Origin of the sequence: Gloeotrichia echinulata CP02 (genome assembly GCA_038087035.1) — a bacterium.
Lineage (GTDB): Bacteria > Cyanobacteriota > Cyanobacteriia > Cyanobacteriales > Nostocaceae > Gloeotrichia > Gloeotrichia echinulata.
Genome location: CP051187.1, coordinates 6,634,492 through 6,653,627 on the forward strand (window position 1 = coordinate 6,634,492; position 19,136 = coordinate 6,653,627).

A 19,136-nucleotide genomic window follows, 5' to 3' on the forward strand; every position below is an offset into this window, starting at 1 on the left:
AAGGAAAAAAATCATGAAAGTCTTCAAAATTGCTTTAGTAGTTCTAGCACTTTTGGTAAACTTCGTAATTGCTGAACCCTCATGGGCGGACAGACCAAAACTGACTTTAGCTCCTGAATATACCGAAATTACTCAAGCATACAATGACCTCTTGGAAGCAAAGAAAGCACCAGAAACATCAGGTTATACAGCAGAAGAAATTGAGCGGAAGTTGGGACAATTACAACTGCAAAAATATATCATAGAATCTGCTCGTACCTGGGCACAGTGTCGAAATGAAACTGGTAAAACACTGGCTGTTTACACCCATAAACCCAAAAAATCTGCTCCTTTCCAAGTCGGTAGCCTCTACTTTTTAGGAAATGGTGAAATTACAGAAAACGAATGGAATTGTGATGCTATTTATTTACCGACTGGTGCCAAAGTTGCTGGGTTAACCCCTGGTGACACCCAAGGACAAGAATTAACCGCATCCCTAGCAATCAAAATCGTCCCCGGAACTCAATTAGTAGCTACAACAAATCCCACAACTGGTGCAATTGAATTCAATGTACCCCCCGCTCAAATTATCAAAACAGGTGAAGGTAATTTGTTAATCCCTGATTACTCAATAGCGCAAATCGAAGCACAAGTTCCCAACGCCCCAATTGAAGATTAGGAAATAGAGAATAAGGAGAAAGATATATATTCTCCGATTTGAACCACATTCTTTGTAGGGGTTTAACAATGTGTAGGGGTTTAGCAATGCTAAACCCCTACAGTGTGGTCTATTTACCTGAAAATACCTGTAAGCTTTAAAATGGAAAATGCCGATTTAACGATTTAACTTTATTTGCAGCTAGGTAATTAACAATGGTTGAATCTGATTTTTTTAAATCTAATATTTGCAAACGTTTGGAGTCATTCCAGAGATTTTTTAAACAATTATTGATTACTCATTGGTACTCTCTAATTGTGTTGTTTATGGGAGTTTATATACCTTTACAAATATTTGAAATATTAGCAGTTAAAGTGTGGCAGAATAAAGGTAGTTTTACGTGGGATGTACCTGTATTGTTAGCAATTCACGAGACGGCACACCCGCCATTAGATATATTTGCATTAGCGCTGACTAAGCTGGGATCGGTTTATATTGCGTTGCCAATTTTTGGAGCGATCGCACTTATATTATTACTTACTAGACAGTGGCGAAATTTTGTCTATGTCATCACAGCCGGAGTGGGAAACGCTATCATCAACCTCACAGCAAAGGAATTAATCCATCGAATGCGTCCTCACCTGTGGGAGTCTAGCTATCATCATTATGGTTACGCATTTCCTAGCGGTCATGCTATGACTAGTATGACGCTGGTAGTAGTGTTAGTAATTTTAGCTCCCAAGACATCTTGGCGATCGCTAGTGATGATTCTTGGTGGCTTATTTGTCTTGGCTATTGCTTGGACACGGTTATACCTAGGAGTTCACTTTCCTAGTGACATCTTAGCCGGATGGATGCTTGCATTAGCTTGGGCGTTCGGGGTGAATTTGATTATCAGACCGCATTTGACTACAATAATTAATGAAACTTTATTGATTTCTGGAGAAGAAAATATTCTTTAAATATAGAAAATTTAAAATCAAAAATGGATATGCATTAATCACAGCAATTATGTCAAAAATGTAAAAAAATCACATTAGATTTCCAGAATACAAAAACTCTATCGTCTTTTTTATACACCTAAAAATATAGGAGAATGAAATTTGAATATTTGGGAATTTTCTTTATTAGTCTGGATTGGTTCATTTACCGCTGGCTTAGTTGGCGCACTAACTGGGTTAGGTGGTGGTGTCGTAATTGTTCCCTTATTAACTTCAGTATTTGGTGTTGATATCCGCTATGCTGTCGGTGCATCATTAGTATCTGTAATTGCTACTTCCTCTGGTGCTGCGTCTAGTTATATTAAGAAAGGCTATACCAATTTACGATTGGGAATGTTTTTAGAAGTAGCCACAACAATCGGCGCAATTTTTGGGGCGTTGATTTCCACTGTGATTTCTGTAAAACATTTGACTATTGTCTTGGCGCTCGTTCTACTTTATTCAGCCTATCTTTCACAACAACCCAGAACTGAACATGAACAAAGCGAGTCAACAGATCCAATAGCAAACTATCTCAAACTTAATAACAATTACCCAACCCCTGAGGGAATCATCTCTTATCAAGTTCAAGCTGTACCGGCTGGATTTACCATTATGTTAATCGCTGGCGTGCTTTCTGGATTACTGGGTATTGGATCGGGAGCTTTTAAAGTATTAGCAATGGATCAAGCCATGCGTCTACCATTTAAAGTTTCCACAACCACCAGTAATTTCATGATTGGTGTCACAGCAGCAGCATCAGCAGGAGTTTATCTAGCAAGAGGTTATATAGACCCAGGATTGGCAATGCCTGTAATGTTAGGGGTATTACCTGGTGCTTTTTTAGGTGCTAAAATTCTGGTAGAAACTCAAACCCAGATATTGAGAATCATCTTTAGTCTGGTATTGGGAACAATGGCTTTAAAGATGGTCTACAATAATCTCATGGGGGGGGTATAAAATGTATAAATTGAATTTTGGTTCGCGGTTGGGTTCTTCAGGACAGCCAGAAAGTAAAGTAGTTGCAATACCCTTTCAACAGCAACATCCAGATTCGGAGATTACAGCACTAGACAAACAAGACTCTACAAAAATAGCAGATACAAAACAGCTAGAAAATTGGCTCAGTAACCTACTAAAATATGGGGTTATTATTGCTAGCACTGTAGTCTTATGTGGAGGAATATTGTACTTGTATAGCCACGGTTTTGAACCTGCTCAATATCAGTTTTTTCAAGGAGAACCATCTGAGTTTAGTTCCCCATCTGGAGTGATCACAGCAATTTTATCAGGTAGTAGTCGCGGTATTATCCAATTTGGTCTATTGCTATTAATTTCTACTCCTATTATTCGCGTGTTAATTTCTCTATTAGCTTTCTTGCTACAGCGAGACTTCACTTACGTGATTGTCACTTTGTTAGTATTAGCTGCTATAACGTACAGCTTTGTAGGCGCTTATTATTAAAATAATGGCTTTGCTTAATTAATTGCGGTATAAATCCAGATATTGTCGGGTGCATCAGTGCTAATAAGCTGTTACGCTTTTACAGCCATTTTCAGGTAAATAGACCACGCTTTTGGGGCGCAAGGCCTTGCGCCCCTACGAAGATCTGTGGTTCAAATGAATGAAAACTGCTGTAAGTTGCATATAGGGCAATACAGTTCAGTTAAGGAAAATTGTCGTAGGGGCACGGCACGAATAAAATTGTCGTTAGAAGAAAAAATTGTGGATGCCGTGCCCCTACAGTGTATATCATTCGAGCCTAACTGAACTGTATTGGCATATAGCGTAGTTTTGGTAAGCATAAGGTAAGCAAGCTACCTTCTTCAACTCAACCTACGATTCTAGGACTTACGCCAGAAAATCCCAAATATGTGTGATGGAAAAAGCCGGATCTGTCGTAGGGGTTTAGCATTGCTAAACCCCGAAAGTGCGGATATATAAGAAATAACGACTACTTAAATAAGTTGTCTACATCAAATTTAAGTCCACCTTCAGTCACAATTTTTGGTAAATTTCCATTCCACTTTTCTATCGCTTGTTTTTGCAAAAGTTCTGGCGTTAATGTTTCACGAATTAATTTTTGTGCTTCTGCTTCCCCTTTCGCTAAATTAACCTTTGCTTCTGCTTCTTTGATTGCTTTGAGAGCTACAAACTCAGTCATTTTTGCTTCCTGTTCAGCAATCTGTTTTGCTTCTACCGCATCGCTAAACCGTCGTGAAAAGTGAATGTGAACTAGGGAAATATCATCGACAGCAACATGATAGTTAGCCAATCTGGAAGTTAATAAACCATCTACCCCTGTTTTCACTTCTGGACGTTTGATAATAATTTCTTCCGCCGTATATTTGGACATAACAGCTTTTAATACTTCTTCAACTGCTGGGTTGATAATCTTATTTATTACCTCTTGTTCATCTCCAATTTGTTGAAAAATTAAATTTACTTGTTCTGGTATGATATGCCAATTGAGGGCTACATCCGTAAAAACATCTTGTAAATCTTTAGAGGATGCTTCAGCAGAAATTTCCTGCTTTTGCACTCGAATACTCAAATTTTTTACCGCATTAACTAGGGGTATAATTAGGTGAATTCCTTCTTCTAGTATTGTAGATTGGACTTGACCAAACTTCATTAATACACCCCGCTCTCCAGCGTTGACAATTACAAAAGGCCAAAAAATTATCGTTATCAGTGCAAAAATCAAAGTAATTTTAATCACAAAGTTACGAGTTTTATTGGTCTTCATAATTAATCATAAAATGGCAATTTTATTTAATTATTTCATATTCTGGTCATCATGTAGCAGCATAGCGACACCCTGATACACCTGCTGATGGGGGTTTGAACTGCCAACATTGCTTACAATCAATAATCTGTATCCACCTAATTATGCCCAAAAAGTTTCGCATCAACTTTAATTCTCTGCTAGGCTTGCTACTGCTGCTGCTGTCTTTGTGGGCGATCGCGCAGGAATTGCGCGGGTATAATTACCATGATGTCCTCAACGCTTTGACGGCTATTCCTAAACGACACTTAAGTTGGGCAATTTGCTTAACAGCTTTTGGCTATCTGGTCATGGCTAGTTATGATATCCTGGCATTTAGCTACCTGTTTCAAGTGAGAATGTTCCTGTTTCAAGTGAGAACATTGTTGAGATCAATATTATCCATTACTGGTAGAGAATGTCCCAGCTTTAACCCAAGCAAAATCCAGTCTTCTAGTGTCGAGCGTAATTCATCCTCACAGTCGCGCAAAGTCGATGCAAAGGCGATCACTCCTTTGCAAACAGGAATTCTACCTGTAAATGTACCATCTTCTAACTTGTCATAAATTGCCTGGGCGATCGCTCGGTCAACATAGTCGCTGAGAATAAACTTTATCGCCATGAAATCTCGCATTGTGCTACCAGTTTCATCTTACGTTAAAAATAAATCGAGCAATGATTCGGGGGTAATCGTTATTCTATAATTTATCAGGACGCCTTTACACCAAAAATATTGCATGTCTCGTTGGTTCAACATCGCAGGTCCATGTAAAGCTGACAAACACTACATGCTGTCGCCCACCAGTCGGCTACCCAACTTAGAGCAGCTAATTGAACAAGAAAGTTATTTTGTCATTCATGCACCTCGCCAAACAGGTAAAACCACTGCGATGTTAGCATTGGCGAAACAACTCACAGAAAGTGGACGCTACACAGCGGTCATGGTATCAGCAGAAGTGGGAAGCCCCTACAGCCATGACCCTGGCGCCGCCGAATTAGCAATTCTCGGCGCTTGGCGGAATATGATTTCCGTGCGTTTACCTCCTTCTTTGCAACCTCCGACTTGGGTTTATCTGGAACCTGGACAAAGAATTCAAGCAAGTTTACAGGCTTGGTCACAAGCTTCACCACGACCTTTGGTAGTATTTATTGATGAAATTGACTCTCTACAAAATGAAGCGTTAATTTCAATTTTGCGACAGTTGCGTGATGGTTATCCCTCTCGTCCCGAAAATTTTCCCTTGTCTGTGGGTTTGATTGGTTTGCGAGATGTCCGCGATTATAAAATAGCATCGGGTGGCAGTGATAGATTAAATACTTCCAGTCCTTTTAATATTAAAGTTAGCTCTTTAACATTGAGAGATTTTTTACCTGCTGAGGTACAAGAACTTTACCAGCAACATACCTCCGATACGGGACAAGTTTTCACAATCGAAGCAACAGCAATGGCGTTCGATTTGACTCAAGGACAACCTTGGTTAGTCAATGCACTAGCGAAAGAAGTTGTAGAGAACATAGTATTAGATAGAAATGTCGCGATTACAGATAAACATATTTTCAAAGCCAAGGAAATATTAATCGCTCGCCAAGACACCCATCTTGATTCCCTAGCCCAAAAACTGCGAGAAAAGCGAATCCAACAAATTATTGAGCCAATATTAGCTGGACTTACATTGGGCGATACTCCCGCAGATGACCGACAATATTTGATTGATTTGGGGTTATTGCGACGTGACCCAGCAGGAGGATTAACGATAGCAAACCCTATTTACCGCGAGGTGATTCCCCGTGTTTTAGTCCAAGGTACTCAAGACAGTTTACCTAACATTAGCCCTACTTGGTTAACCAAAAAAAGCGAACTAAACACCGATGCTTTACTAGATGCATTTTTGAAATTTTGGCGACAGCATGGTGAACCGTTATTAGGTAGTGCAGCATACCATGAAATAGCACCACATCTAGTGTTAATGGCGTTCTTACATCGTGTCGTCAATGGAGGTGGAACACTCGAACGCGAATATGCGATTGGGAGCGATCGCATGGATTTATGTTTAAGATATGGTTCACTAACCTTGGGAATCGAATTAAAAGTTTGGCGCGATAAAAGAGCCGATCCACTTACGTCAGGTCTGGAACAATTAGACTCTTATTTAGCTCGCTTGGGATTAGAATCTGGCTGGTTATTCATTTTCGATCAACGCAAAAAAGCACCACCAATTGCAGAACGTCTATCAACCCAAATTTTGACCACAAAAAATCAACGTTCTATCACTGTTATCCGTGCGTAGATCTTATTCAGCAACGCTGAAAAAAAACATTACATTTTCCTATATTTTTTCTCTATTTGCTCTTAAGTCTTTTGAATCCTTTTAGATATCTGCTTAAATTCAGGTGAGTAATTGTTCAAGTAGTCGAGCGCCAATTGAAAGTAATTTGTAGCTTTTTCTTCTTCTCTTTGCTCTTCATATAAAAGACCCATCTCCATATAGGTGAGTCCTTGACCGTGCCTATCAGGAACGCCCCCTTCAGTAGCAGAAACTTTACTCTTAACCTCTAGACTTTTGTTGTAATAATCTATTGCTTTCTCACATTCATTCATTAAACGGTGAACTTTACCTAATTCATTTAACGAAGTACCTTCTCCCTGGCGATCTCCCAGTTCGCGCTTTATTTCCAGACTCTTTTCAAAAAGTTTTTTTGCTTCTTCCAAATATTCCAGTTGCTTTTGTTTGTTATAAAACTCAATATAAACCTTGCCCAAATTGTTGTATGTTTTACTTGTTGAGAATCTATTGTCAAGCTCTTGCTTAATACCCAGGCTCTCAAGTAGAACTTTTTTAGCCTGTTCTAATTTTCCTTGTCTGGTGTAAACTTGACCCAAACCATCGAGGGCTTCTGCTATATCTTCATCCATATTCTGACTGTGCCTTATGCTTCTAAATAGTTTCAATGCTGCCTCAAAAGATTCGGCAGATTCAGCCAGATTTCCCAATGAACGGTTAAGATATCCTAAATTGTATAGAGCTTTAGCTTCACCATCTTCATCATTTAAAGACTGAAAAATACGTCTACTTTCCTCACATTTATTTATGCCATTTCCTGCACGTCCTCGTAAGCGATCTATCTCACCCAATTGATTAAGTATGCGAGGATATGCCAAATTATCTTCAGCTTTTATAGCAGCCTCTAATGCATATTCTTGAATTTCGGCTCTTCCGTACTTAGCGTGCTGAATTTGTTAAAAAATAAGTTTGAAACCCTTGCCTGGCTCCGATAAAAGCCATTATTTTTTGTATTTGAGCTACTGTTACTAAAAATCAAATTATAAACGCCTATAAGCCTTGTTATTAAAGCAATTTAATCGACTTTCATTAATAATTAAGCACGCTATACACGCAAGAGCCGTTTTCTCCAGCCATAGGACCTACCTATAAGTTCAACTAGATACAAAATGGTCATTTATATTACTGTTTTTGCATAAGTATGTTAAATTAATTGCAAGAAACTAAAGGAGTCATAAAAATTAAGGTAAGTTCAAAAAGATCTTGAGCAACACATGTCTGATGGCATTTTTGATACCCTGATGGGGTGACAAGCACGCTGTAAAGTCTACTTAACAAGGATTGTAGTATTAGTAGCTCAAAAAAAATAGCTACTTATTATACATTTACAGAAATCTAAAATATGGTTTCCACTATCCTCTTATTGAGAATAGAGGCGATAACAATAAAATTTGACTTGTATCTTTTTATGTCACTATAGCTTATATGGTTTGTTCTGTAAGGGTTGTAGCCCGCATATCATCCTGTGGAATGAAACCTACAAAAAACGAGCAACCCTTGTCAAAAAGCACAGGTTTAGAACAAGATTATTGAAAATTTTCGCAACTATACCGCGCTTTTGGACAACCTTAAGGCCAAATCTGGTTGGTCTAGCCCAAGAAGCGTAAGAGTTGCTCGTTTTTTGTTTATTTAGTGCCTCCTCTCAGGATGTTAAAGCAAGGCTATGATTTATTGTCCAATAAGCAATAATGCTTAAAATTTTGCTAAAATTCGGGTAGAAAACACAATTTTGAGGGACACGATACCTGCCTTGGAAAACGCCATAGCGTAATATTTAAACACATCAATAATTCTTCTTCTCAAAGGTTTTCCACTATGATTCTTTGGTCTTATTCTTTGGGTTGGGATTTGTCTGCATTGTGGCTCATCCAGAGATTTCTTAATCTGCGCTCAAAGAGTGAAGCAACGATACTCGTGGATGAACGACATCTCACTATTTTTCGTACTTGTATTGAGCAATTAAATTCCTCAATTTATTTTCGTTTACTAGGTTACCCAGCTGGTATGACAAGAGGCAGAAGGTTTGAAGAGAGCGTTGAAATTATCGAGAATTACCTGCAAGAAATCGGACTGAGTAGTAATGAAATTGTCAATCTAGAACATCAAGTTCCACAACAATGTAATCAGGTTGCATGTGAGATTGAAGGCGGATTAGCTATAGCACTTCACGGGCAGAATGCGTATTTTACTCCTCCGCGTAATTTAGTTGATGAGATAAAAAGCATAATTATGAGGAATTGGAATCTTCCGAAAAAACCACTGTTCGCATGTGGTGCTTACGGAAAGATAACCACCTTGAAAAAAATTGACGAAATAGCACGTCAGCAGCTTGGACAGAGGGAAAGCGTCCCGTTATCGCTAATCGCAAGTATCCTCACTAGTGTAGGTTCTGAGTATACCTCTCATTTTGTCAGCGTTGATTACCGGGATCGTTCTATTATTGAAGAGGAAATGAGTTTGGTTTACTCACAAGTAGACTCTCTATTACCATACGATTGCCTTCACATTGCCGAAATTGATCATAATCAAGGAGACCTAATTAAAATTCCCTGTTGGTATACCGCTCTTAACGAAATCGCTGAGGAGAGGGAAGGAAAATTCTTAGTCCTCACAAATAGAAGTAACGCCACCCATTATGCTGCTATTCTGAGTCCAGTTGTTCCAATTATTATCCTAGGACCTGAAGGGAGCATTGAATGGGACGTTCAGGCGGCACAGATTAATCAAGATCCTCATCGCAGTTCTCAAAAGACTGTTACAAATATATCGGGAGAAACGTGGGAGATTGTTCAAAGACAGGCAGAATCCGCCCTCAACTCCATTCTTTTCTAAGTTTTCAGGTAAATAGACCACCCGGTAAGGGCACGGCACTGCCGTGCCCCTACAATATATGTGGTTCAATGAACTTAAAGGGGAGAAGTTTGGACAGAGGTCTTAGAATCAACTTGATGAATCCTGTAAAACTGTCTTGGAGACAATCCGCGTTTTTTTCAGATCGCTCTCGGAAAGTTCTTCCCCTGCTTGTAGGCGTGTGGCTGAAGTTTGCAACACTGTCGCCGCCTTGGTATCTCCGATTTGCAGGGCGGTTTTAGCTGCAGTTTGCAGCATTGTCGCCGCACCAGTGCAATCGCCCTGTAATAATTTCACCTCTGCTAACTGGGTTTGGCGATACTTAGCTAATGTCAAAATTGAATGTTGTACTTCGGCGTCCATTAAGGGTTGGTAAGTCTTGACTACGTTGACAAGTACGGTGAAAATCTCAGACAGTAAACCTTGTTGGTTTTTGGCTGGGTCATCATAACGGATTTGCAGATGGGCGATCACTTGTTCACCTTCTGGTAACTTCCCGATATAAATATTGGCTAAAACCACCCGTTTGACATCCTGCATCAAGTCTCCCAAACGTACGACAAAGCTACCATCGGCTTCTGGTTGCACTGGTAACTCAATCGTATCAGGAGAAACTTGGGCAATGGGTTTGAGTTCCGCTAGCCGGACATTGGGCGCCAGAGATACTAGCAAGTAAGCATTGGTTAGCCCCACAGACTGAATGCGTGTAAACAGACGGCTAAATTGCTCTACAGCTTGTTCTGGATGCTCAATATGGGCTAAACTGCCACCACCAACATCGGCAATTTTTTCCAGTAAATCCTGATTCCAGCCATTGCCAAAACCCAGAGTATTGATAGTTAGATTTACCCTGGTAGCCCTGTAAGCCAGTTCCAGACAGCGTTTGTTGTCATCTGGCGTAATTTCCCACTTCCAAATCCGTAAACCATTATCACCATGACCATCTGTCAGTAGAAATGCTTGGGAAACCGTTCCTTTTGTCCCCTTCAACAGTTCTGTAATTCCCAGTTGTAAACCCTCAGCAATTACAGTACCGCCATCAGCATGGAGTTTATTTCTAATTTGAGATTTGATAGCTTGGGTATCTTCGATTACCTGATTGGGGAGAATTACTTCCGCTGCACTAGCGAAGGCGACAACCGAAAGGCGATCGCCTGGCTGGAGTTGATCCAATAATGCCTCTACAGCCTGGATAACAGTCTTAATTGGTTGTCCAGACATGGAACCACTTTTATCCAGAATCAAGCATAAATTCAGCGGTAGATTTTGGTCAAACTCAGCGGCAATCGCCGAAATTGAAATGCCCAATTGACGCTGGCTCGTCAATTGAGCTGCATCCAGATTACTATCATTTAACGCCGACAGTAATTTAACTTTCATTGATGAGGGGTATCCTGCAACACAGTTTTGGAAACAATCCTGGTTTTCTTGCGGTCTGCTTCCGAAAGTTCTTGACCAGCTTGGAGGCGGGTAGCGTTCGTTTGCAGCACCGTCGCCGCACTGGTATCTCCCATTTGCAGAGCAGTTTTAGCAGCAGTTTGCAGCATCGTCGCCGCACCAGCGCGATCGCCCTGTTGCAATTTCGCCTCGGCTAACTGGGTTTGGCGATACTTAGCCAATGCTAAAATAGATTGTTGCACCTCTGGATTGGCATCGGGTTGGTAAACCCCACTCACATTGCCATAAACAGGGATATTCGGGGAAAATAACCCGGTTTGGTTTTTGGAGGGGTCATCATAGCGGATTTGAACATTGGCGATCGCCTGTTTACCTTCGGGTAACTGTCCTAGATAAATATTAGCTAAAATCACCCGTTTCGCATCTTTCATCAAATCTCCCAAACGCACCGCAAAGCGTCCATCTGCTTCTGGTTGCAGTGGTAACTCAATCGTATCTGGGGAAACTTGGGCTATGGGTTTGAGTTCCGCCAGTCGGACATTCGGCGCCAGGGAAAATAATAGATAAGCATTAGTCAAGCCCACAGTTTGAATCCGCCCAAATAGCCGCCCAAACTCTTCTATAGCCTGATTGGGTTGTTGAATGTAAGACAAAGTACCCGCAGCCGCATCAGCAATTTTCTCTAAAACATCCTGATTCCAATTGTCACCAAATCCCAACGTATTTAATGTCAAATTATAGCTAGCAGCCAATTGAGCAAATTTCAAACAGCGTTTATTATCACCATGTTCATTTTCGCCATCAGTTAACAAAAACGCTTGGGAAACAGTTTCTTTTTTCCCCTTAGCCAACTCCTCAATCCCCAGACGCAGACCTTCATCAATCGCCGTTCCACCATCAGCAGCTAGGCGGTTAATTTGCCGTTTGATCTCTTCAGGGTCTTCGACAGTTTGATTGGATACCAAAACTTTAGCACGGTGATTAAAAACTACAACACTGAGGCGATCATCAGGATTAAGTCTGTCAACCAAACGGTTCGCCGCTTCCTTGACATTTTCTAGCGAACGCCCACTCATTGACCCACTATGGTCGAGAATTAGGCATAAATTTAGGGGCACATTCCGATCCAAATCTTCGGCGATCGCAGAAATTGCCACGGACAGCTGACGCTGAGAGTTGAGTTGATTCGCGTCTAAATTAGCATCATTCAGGGACGGCTGCAAGTTAACTTTCATAAACCAAAATTCCTATTGATGATATAGATATAGCAATAGCAATCCCAATCAGGTTGTGAAAAATATCAGCGGTGGCTATTGACTGTCAACTGTATGCAGTTTACCAACTCACTCATTTAAGATTGCTATATTTATAAATAACTTCAAACCGCAACATTAGTGCTACGGAAAATGTATCCAACACCAGGATTTCTGCGGCGAGGCAACCCGTGAATTTTCTTCAACGAATTCAAGAACTAGTATTTTTGCTTCCATAGGGAGAAATCCACACCTTGAATCCCCTTAGCATCGCGCTAGGATGTATTACAGTTAACGGCATAATTTCAGGCGATCAGTTGCTATGGACATTTCCCCCATCAAGGCTGTTCAAGCCCCCTACTACGGTGATAACTCCTACCGGACACCACCGCCAGATTTACCTTCCTTATTGTTGAAGGAGCGAATTGTCTATCTTGGGATGCCACTGGTGCCTGCTGTCACCGAATTAATCGTCGCCGAACTGTTGTTTTTGCAGTCCGATGACCCCGAAAAACCGATTAAAATCTATATCAACTCCACAGGCACCTCCGGCTATAGTGGCGAACCTATCGGCTTTGAAACCGAGGCCTTCGCCATCTTTGACACCATGAAATACATCAAGCCGCCCATCCACACCATCTGCATCGGTTCAGCAATGGGTATGGCAGCTATGTTACTCAGTGCTGGCACCCCTGGTTGTCGCGCTAGTTTGCCCCACGCCTCGATTATCCTGCACCAGCCCAAGAGCTACGCCCAAGGTCAAGCAACGGATATTCAAATTCGCGCGCGAGAAGTTCTGGCAAACAAGGCCTCAATGGTTGATATCCTCTCTCGCACCACCGGACAGCCACTCGAAAAAATTACCAAAGATATGGATCGCTTGTTATATATGACACCTAAGCAAGCGAAAGAATACGGTTTAATTGACCGGGTTTTTGAAAAAGAAGAACTCGCCAATCCCCCACTACCAGCTAGTGTCCTTTAATTTGCCATTTGTCCTGTGTCATTTGTCCTTTGTCTTAGACAAATGACTAATAACTAATTACAACCGGAGTAGCGAAAATGCCTATAGGTGTTCCTAAAGTTCCTTACCGGATGCCGGGAGGTCAGTTTACAGACTGGATTAGCATCTACGATCGCCTTTATCGGGAACGGATTATTTTCCTGGGGCGAGACATTGATGATGAAATTGCTAACCAAATTATCGCTGTCATGCTCTATCTGGATTCAGAAGATCCAGGCAAGGATATATATTTATACATCAATTCCCCCGGTGGAATGGTAACATCTGGCTTGGCAATTTTTGACACCATGCAACACATCAAATCAGATGTGGTGACAATTTGTGTGGGTTTAGCGGCGTCAATGGGTTCATTCCTGCTGGCTGCTGGCACCAAGGGTAAACGGATGGCTTTACCTCACTCCCGGATTATGATTCACCAACCCTCTGGTGGTACCCGTGGACAAGCAACCGATATCGAAATTGAAGCTAGAGAGATTCTGCGGATTCGTCACCAGCTCAATGGGATTTATGCTGACAAAACGGGTCAGACCATAGCCAAGATCGAAAAAGACATGGATCGCGACTTTTTCATGTCTGCTGCAGAAGCAAAAGATTACGGTTTGATTGACCGTGTAATTGAAGAACGTCCGTAGAAGAGGAGGGGGACACTTCGGCAAGCTCAGTGCATCGCTGGGGATTGGGGACACTTCGGCAAGCTCAGTGCATCGCTGGGGACTAGGGACACTTCGGCAAGCTCAGTGCATCGCTGGGGACTAGGGACACTTCGGCAAGCTCAGTGCATCGCTGGGGACTAGGGACTGAGGGTATGGGGAGATGAGGGAGATGAGGGGGATGAGGGAGATAAGGAAGTAATTTTCACCAATCCCCAATCCCCAATCCCCAATCCCCAAACCCCAAACCTCAATCCCCAAACCTCAATCCCCAAACCTCAATCCCCAACCCCCAACCCCCAACCCCCCCAGTGCATATTTGATAGCTGATAGATCAACATGGATCTTGGAGATTGCTACCGTTTATTGGGTTTAAGGTCAGGAGCTTCTTTTGCCGACATCAAAGCGTCTTACCGACGATTGGCGCAGCAATATCATCCCGATATTAACCCAGATGACAATAAAGCCAAAGACAAATTTATTGCCTTGACTGAGGCTTACAAAGTCCTCTTGACGGTTGTACCGCAGGAGGAAATTCCCGTGGCGTCAAGTCAACCGCCAACGCCACAGAGTGATGACACCACAGCCAAGCCTCAGGAGAAGGTACAAACAACCACGGTAAAAACTCCAAAACAGTCCACACCAAAACCGCCTCATTTGGTGGAAATAGAATTGCGGCTCAAGTGGAAAACTTATGAGCAGTTACAGCGCTTTTTGAAAGAAAAACGGTTTCCCCAAGCGATCGCCCTAGCGGAAGCTTTAGCTGAACGTTTACCAGAAGATGCTGAAGTACGCCAATGGCTAGCGATCGCCTATCAAATTTGGGGACGGGCGCTAATTAGTCAAAACCAGCTGCTTAAAGCCAGAATTTATCTCAAAAAAGCTATCAAAACCGACCCTCATAATAAAACTTTGTGGAATCAGGTGCAGCACGATTTTCAGCGTTTGGAGCAGATTTTTTAATTCAGGGCTTGACGGATAAGACCAATGAGTAATACACCTTTTGCAAAAGTGGGTAGGGGCGCAAGGCCTTGCGCCCCTACAGATCATCTAAAAGGAAACAACATCGCGCTAAAAATAGCAAACGCGATGTGCCGGGGAACCCGCCAACTCAATTGAGTCTATGGGATATTGGAGGCTTGGCTTAGTCTTCAAGAATCCCACACCTTCTAGGTGTGGGAGTGTCAAACAAAACTGTGGCGAGATTGCGAGATTTGACGAAGTTTCAGGATTTGGCGAGATTGGCGTAATTGAAAAGCGTGGTGCGATCGATTAGACATGATATTACAAAAGCCGTCTATGTTAAGAGACGGCTTTTAATATGAAACGATTCATTTAACCGCCTTACTTTCTAAAAAAACGTTTTAACCATAAGCGGTCATTCTTTCTTCTCTTTGTAGGATATACAAAAATGTATCTTCTACTATTTTCATTGATTATTTTGACAACTTTGACAGTTTTTACAACCCCACTTATGTAGAACCTTTGTTGTTTTGCCCTAATTCTTTGATTGATGTAGTCTTCGGAAAAAAGCTCATCCAATGGAGGTATATCAGAATAATCAATTTCTGCATCAGACATACTTAGTAGTATTTTATGCCTTTGTTCCACTGGCATATCAGCCGAAAATATTTTTTCTTTGTGCATATATCGTCCTCTCCTTCTTGTTGGCTTTCCTTGCAGAAATTATCCGAATTGATCCATCCCTATCTGTATGAACAACTACTAAAATAATAATTGAATTATCAAGTGATAAATTAATTTCTCCAATACTAATTTCTCTTAATTCACCGTAATCTTGCCTTGTGTCTGGAAAAGTTAGCCTACAATTATCATAAAATATTTTTGATGCTTCCCTAAAATCAATACCGTATTTCCCTATGTTAGTTGTGTTTTTATTTTCGTCCCACTCAAAACAATATTCAGGCATAAATAGCTTATAACACTTTAGACATAGATTTAGAATGTATCACACTTAACCGTAATTAAATTTCAGCGATCGCCCCCATCACCCAACCCAATCACCCCATCGCCGCCACTGGCGGTTTTATTTTGGGCATTAAGCAGCCCCTACCCTTGTAAATGATGATTCCATCACCGGACGGTAGCAGAGGAATTCTAGGGCATTTTGGAGAGGGGTAGATACTGTGCATACTACAACCCAAATGGGGGTATCAGGGTCATCTAAGTACAAAAAGCCAAAGAATGTATAAATCTTCGGGACACCCCCCTCTAAAAATAAGTGTTCAGTTAGGGGGGGTGTTTCTCAACAAGCCAGAAAGATTCGCAATAGTAGGTTCCTGCGGGTAGACCTTCGCGGAGAGCGTCTAGCTCAGTCTGTAATCTGGTTATTTCTTGTTGTGCGATCGCAATCTCAGCTTGAATATCAGAAAGCAAATATCAGTTTCATTTATTGACTAATGACTAATGACCAATGAAAAACAACATCTGTACACTTTATTTTTGCCCACTTACTTGTATTCTAATAATATTTAGTAATTCTTTCGCAACATACTCAACAACTGGAACAGGAACAGCATTACCAAATTGTTTTCTGGCAATATCATCTTTTTCATGACATTGAAAATCTGCAGGAAATCCTTGTAATCTACAGGCGTGTTTGTCCGTGATTGCTATATATTTTTTATTTTTGTAAATCTTTTCCAAGAAAAGACTTTTATACTCTTCTGGATGAGTAGCATTAATTGATACTGTCGCTATATAGTCTTTTGCACCAGTAGCAGTTAACGTTGGAATAATATCAGCAGTAGGTAATATAATTCTATAGATATCATTAATACCTGTCATATTCTTGGAGTTGACAAATTCATACTTATGATCGACAGTCAAACGCAATATTCCTTTTTGTACTAATTTATTTAATTCATTAACTTCCATATCACATATTATTTCTTTAAAATTTTGTAAAGATAAAGGATTGCCATCTTTTTCACCATATTTTTTACTTCTTCTATGTTTGAGAAGAGTTAAACAAATTAATTTTTCTCGCTCACTTGTCTTGATAATATCCCAAGAATGAATTGTTGTATGTCCATTTCTTAAATCAGAGAAAATGAAAAAATCATTTAATTCATCATTTTTTTGAAATCTAGTTCTCGATGGTGGTATCACGCCTTTAAATAAAGTATGTGGATCTAATTTAGCTTTTTCCACAGGTTGGGTTTCTTTAAAATCATCCAAAATATCTAATACTTTTGGATGCACATTTAAGGACTCAGGGAATTTATAATTTTCACATTTATCTAAATCATTTCTAATTCCTACAATAAAAACTCTATCTCTATTTTGAGGTAAGCCAAAATCGTAAGCATTCAGAACTTTCCATTTAACACAATATCCAATTTGCGTAAATTCCTGTAAAATCAGTTCTAAGTTAGCTCTATTTTTCGGACTTGCTAATCCACTAACATTTTCAAATATAAAACCTAATGGTCGATTATTATTCACTAATCTAATCACATCAAACCATAATTTACCTCTAGGGTCTTCAAATCCCCTTAAACAACCTGCAACTGACCAAGGCTGACAAGGTACACCACCAACAATTACATCAAAATCAGGCGGGAGTTCACTAATTTTTGTAATATCCCCTAACTCAAGCTCATCTTTATTTAGGTAGCTGATATAATTTTGTTTATAGACTTTAATCGCTTGTTTGTCTATTTCCGAATATCCTAAACATTGACCACCAAGTTTTTCTAAACCTAGTCTAAACCCGCCAATACCTGCAAATAAATCAATGAACGTGAATTTAGTAGGATAGGTAACTAATTGGAGAGGTAATTCTATTTGTCTGGGTGTTTGTGAACACGAAGCTGTCATGTGATGTCTCAGATAGGTTGTTGTATTGTACGATAGTCTTTGGCTCGCTTACGTCCCCACCAATGGATGGGGTTTTACGCTCGAACAATAAATATGACAAGTGCATCTTACATTTTTCTCGCTGGGGGAAGTCGCGGTGTTGGTCGAGAAATCGCCAAATACCTTACAGCACAACAGCTAAAAGTTAAAGCACTCCTGAGAACCGAAGCTGCTAAGGCTGAACTAGAAGCAATAGGTATTCAGGTAGTTCTAGGAAATGCCTTGAATGTGGGTGATGTAGAACGTGCAATACTTGGAGATGAACCTATCCACGCCGTTATTAGCACTATTGGCGGCTTACCCCAAGATGAAGACAAAGCAGATTATTTGGGTAATAGAAATCTCATTGATGCTGCAGTGAAAATCGGGGCACAAAAATTTATTCTTGTGTCTTCTATTGGTACTGGAAATAGTGCTGTGGCTTTACCTCCTCAAGCTTTAGAAACACTTGGACGTGTTTTAGTCGAAAAAGATAAAGCCGAACAATACTTAATTAGCAGTGGACTAACTTACACCATTATTCGTCCTGGTGGACTCAAGTCAGAACCTGCAACTAATAATGGAATTTTAACCGAAGATCCGCGTATTGTTGGCAGCATCCATCGTGCAGATGTCGCTCAGTTGGTGGTTCGTGCTTTAAATTCTGACCGCGCTAATAATAAAGTCTTATCAGCGCTAGACAAAAATCTGCTCTTTGGTCAAGCAGAGTTTCCAGAATTTAGTTTGGATTAGTTAGAAGTTGGGAGTTGGGACTGTGTAGGGGCGGGTTTAACGAGTAAATCTGTGGGTAGACTACATTCTTCATAAACCCGCCCGTACAGGAGGCGCCCAGTTAGGAGTTTAGAGTTAAATACAAATCAACAATTAGATTTATCACGCCTCAATCCTCGCTCCTAATTCCTTATTCTCCAACTATCTGCATAAATAGAGTTCTTTTGCGCGGTCCATCTAATTCAAAAAATAACACAGATTGCCAAGTTCCCAAAGCTAATTTTCCATCGACAATGGGAATTACCTCACTTGTATTCAGTATCATTGCCATCAAATGCGAGTGAGCATTTATCGGTTCATCTTCGGGAACATCTCTTAAATGCAAGTCATTATGTAAGTATTTGTCTGATTCTGGTGCTAATTTCTGCAAAAATACTTTGATATCTGCTAATAATCTTTCTTCGTTTTCGTTGATGGCTAAGGCGGTTGTGGTGTGTCGAGAAAATATTAAAGCTTGACCGTTTCTAATTGATATTGAGTTGATAAAATCTTGAATTTGGGGTGTTATATTATGAATATTAATTCCGGCTTGAGTTTCGATTTCAATTAACTTATGTATAATCGACATATCTTGATGGGAG

The 19,136-nt window shown here is 40.5% G+C and carries 21 protein-coding genes; 11 read left to right on the forward strand and 10 right to left on the reverse strand.

The window, feature by feature from the left end:
- Positions 1-13 precede the first annotated feature (13 nt).
- The 4 genes from HEQ19_29550 to HEQ19_29565 all read left to right on the forward strand — a co-directional run bounded on the left by HEQ19_29550 (position 14) and on the right by HEQ19_29565 (position 3,082).
- Positions 14-658 carry a hypothetical protein gene (locus HEQ19_29550; protein ID WYM03009.1) on the forward strand — a complete coding sequence of 215 codons (645 nt, stop codon included), beginning with the start codon at positions 14-16 and terminating at the stop codon, positions 656-658.
- Between the two features lie 194 nt (positions 659-852).
- A complete protein-coding gene (locus tag HEQ19_29555) occupies positions 853-1,599 on the forward strand; it encodes a phosphatase PAP2 family protein (GenBank protein WYM03010.1) in 747 nt (248 codons plus the stop codon).
- A 141-nt stretch (positions 1,600-1,740) separates the two neighbouring features.
- Positions 1,741-2,577 (forward strand): sulfite exporter TauE/SafE family protein, encoded by an 837-nt coding sequence (locus HEQ19_29560; GenBank protein ID WYM03011.1) that lies wholly within the window; start codon positions 1,741-1,743, stop codon positions 2,575-2,577.
- Between the two features lies 1 nt (position 2,578).
- Positions 2,579-3,082: a DUF1634 domain-containing protein gene (locus HEQ19_29565; protein WYM03012.1), complete on the forward strand. Its 504-nt coding sequence runs from the start codon at positions 2,579-2,581 to the stop codon at positions 3,080-3,082.
- Between the two features lie 490 nt (positions 3,083-3,572).
- Here the strand turns inward: HEQ19_29565 and HEQ19_29570 are convergent, their stop codons facing one another.
- A complete protein-coding gene (locus HEQ19_29570; GenBank protein WYM03013.1) occupies positions 3,573-4,367 on the reverse strand; it encodes a prohibitin family protein in 795 nt (264 codons plus the stop codon).
- Between the two features lie 388 nt (positions 4,368-4,755).
- Entirely contained in the window at positions 4,756-5,007 is a 252-nt protein-coding gene (locus HEQ19_29575; GenBank protein WYM03691.2) for a type II toxin-antitoxin system HicB family antitoxin, read from the reverse strand.
- A gap of 115 nt (positions 5,008-5,122) precedes the next feature.
- Here HEQ19_29575 and HEQ19_29580 point away from each other — a divergent pair, with 115 nt between their 5' ends.
- On the forward strand, positions 5,123-6,673 hold the full coding sequence (locus tag HEQ19_29580; GenBank protein WYM03014.1) for an AAA family ATPase: 1,551 nt from the start codon (positions 5,123-5,125) through the stop codon (positions 6,671-6,673).
- A 62-nt stretch (positions 6,674-6,735) separates the two neighbouring features.
- Here the strand turns inward: HEQ19_29580 and HEQ19_29585 are convergent, their stop codons facing one another.
- Positions 6,736-7,545 carry a tetratricopeptide repeat protein gene (locus tag HEQ19_29585; GenBank protein ID WYM03015.1) on the reverse strand — a complete coding sequence of 270 codons (810 nt, stop codon included), beginning with the start codon at positions 7,543-7,545 and terminating at the stop codon, positions 6,736-6,738.
- 997 nt (positions 7,546-8,542) lie between these two features.
- On the opposite strand from HEQ19_29585, the gene HEQ19_29590 reads away from it, so the two are divergent.
- The gene (locus HEQ19_29590) at positions 8,543-9,559 is read left to right on the forward strand and encodes a hypothetical protein (GenBank protein WYM03016.1); all 1,017 of its coding nucleotides are present in this window, start codon (positions 8,543-8,545) and stop codon (positions 9,557-9,559) included.
- A gap of 108 nt (positions 9,560-9,667) precedes the next feature.
- Here HEQ19_29590 and HEQ19_29595 read toward each other — a convergent pair whose 3' ends face one another.
- Entirely contained in the window at positions 9,668-10,957 is a 1,290-nt protein-coding gene (locus HEQ19_29595; GenBank protein ID WYM03017.1) for a VWA domain-containing protein, read from the reverse strand.
- Positions 10,954-12,210 (reverse strand): VWA domain-containing protein, encoded by a 1,257-nt coding sequence (locus HEQ19_29600; GenBank protein WYM03018.1) that lies wholly within the window; start codon positions 12,208-12,210, stop codon positions 10,954-10,956. The genes HEQ19_29595 and HEQ19_29600 overlap by 4 nt, the downstream gene beginning before the upstream one ends.
- 340 nt (positions 12,211-12,550) lie before the next feature.
- On the opposite strand from HEQ19_29600, the gene HEQ19_29605 reads away from it, so the two are divergent.
- The 3 genes from HEQ19_29605 to HEQ19_29615 all read left to right on the forward strand — a co-directional run bounded on the left by HEQ19_29605 (position 12,551) and on the right by HEQ19_29615 (position 14,008).
- Positions 12,551-13,213, forward strand: a complete 663-nt coding sequence (locus HEQ19_29605; protein ID WYM03019.1) for an ATP-dependent Clp protease proteolytic subunit — start codon at positions 12,551-12,553, stop codon at positions 13,211-13,213.
- A 77-nt stretch (positions 13,214-13,290) separates the two neighbouring features.
- Positions 13,291-13,884, forward strand: coding sequence for an ATP-dependent Clp protease proteolytic subunit (locus HEQ19_29610; protein WYM03020.1), 594 nt, complete (start codon positions 13,291-13,293; stop codon positions 13,882-13,884).
- On the forward strand, positions 13,868-14,008 hold the full coding sequence (locus tag HEQ19_29615) for a hypothetical protein (protein WYM03021.1): 141 nt from the start codon (positions 13,868-13,870) through the stop codon (positions 14,006-14,008). The genes HEQ19_29610 and HEQ19_29615 overlap by 17 nt, the downstream gene beginning before the upstream one ends.
- Positions 14,009-14,042: 34 nt before the next feature.
- Here HEQ19_29615 and HEQ19_31495 read toward each other — a convergent pair whose 3' ends face one another.
- Positions 14,043-14,177 carry a hypothetical protein gene (locus HEQ19_31495; protein ID WZI67062.1) on the reverse strand — a complete coding sequence of 45 codons (135 nt, stop codon included), beginning with the start codon at positions 14,175-14,177 and terminating at the stop codon, positions 14,043-14,045.
- 64 nt (positions 14,178-14,241) lie between these two features.
- Here HEQ19_31495 and HEQ19_29620 point away from each other — a divergent pair, with 64 nt between their 5' ends.
- Positions 14,242-14,865, forward strand: a complete 624-nt coding sequence (locus HEQ19_29620; GenBank protein ID WYM03022.1) for a J domain-containing protein — start codon at positions 14,242-14,244, stop codon at positions 14,863-14,865.
- A gap of 381 nt (positions 14,866-15,246) precedes the next feature.
- On the opposite strand, the gene HEQ19_29625 is transcribed toward HEQ19_29620, so the two are convergent.
- The 3 genes from HEQ19_29625 to HEQ19_29635 form a co-directional block, all read right to left on the reverse strand.
- Positions 15,247-15,549, reverse strand: coding sequence for a hypothetical protein (locus HEQ19_29625; protein ID WYL98141.1), 303 nt, complete (start codon positions 15,547-15,549; stop codon positions 15,247-15,249).
- A complete protein-coding gene (locus HEQ19_29630; GenBank protein ID WYM03023.1) occupies positions 15,521-15,832 on the reverse strand; it encodes a BrnT family toxin in 312 nt (103 codons plus the stop codon). Before HEQ19_29630 ends, HEQ19_29625 begins: the two co-directional genes overlap by 29 nt.
- Positions 15,833-16,359: 527 nt before the next feature.
- Positions 16,360-17,745: a DNA cytosine methyltransferase gene (locus HEQ19_29635; GenBank protein ID WYM03024.1), complete on the reverse strand. Its 1,386-nt coding sequence runs from the start codon at positions 17,743-17,745 to the stop codon at positions 16,360-16,362.
- Between the two features lie 93 nt (positions 17,746-17,838).
- On the opposite strand from HEQ19_29635, the gene HEQ19_29640 reads away from it, so the two are divergent.
- Positions 17,839-18,516 (forward strand): SDR family oxidoreductase, encoded by a 678-nt coding sequence (locus HEQ19_29640; protein ID WYM03025.1) that lies wholly within the window; start codon positions 17,839-17,841, stop codon positions 18,514-18,516.
- A 169-nt stretch (positions 18,517-18,685) separates the two neighbouring features.
- Here the strand turns inward: HEQ19_29640 and HEQ19_29645 are convergent, their stop codons facing one another.
- Positions 18,686-19,123 (reverse strand): secondary thiamine-phosphate synthase enzyme YjbQ, encoded by a 438-nt coding sequence (locus HEQ19_29645; protein WYM03026.1) that lies wholly within the window; start codon positions 19,121-19,123, stop codon positions 18,686-18,688.
- Between the last annotated feature and the right edge of the window lie 13 nt (positions 19,124-19,136).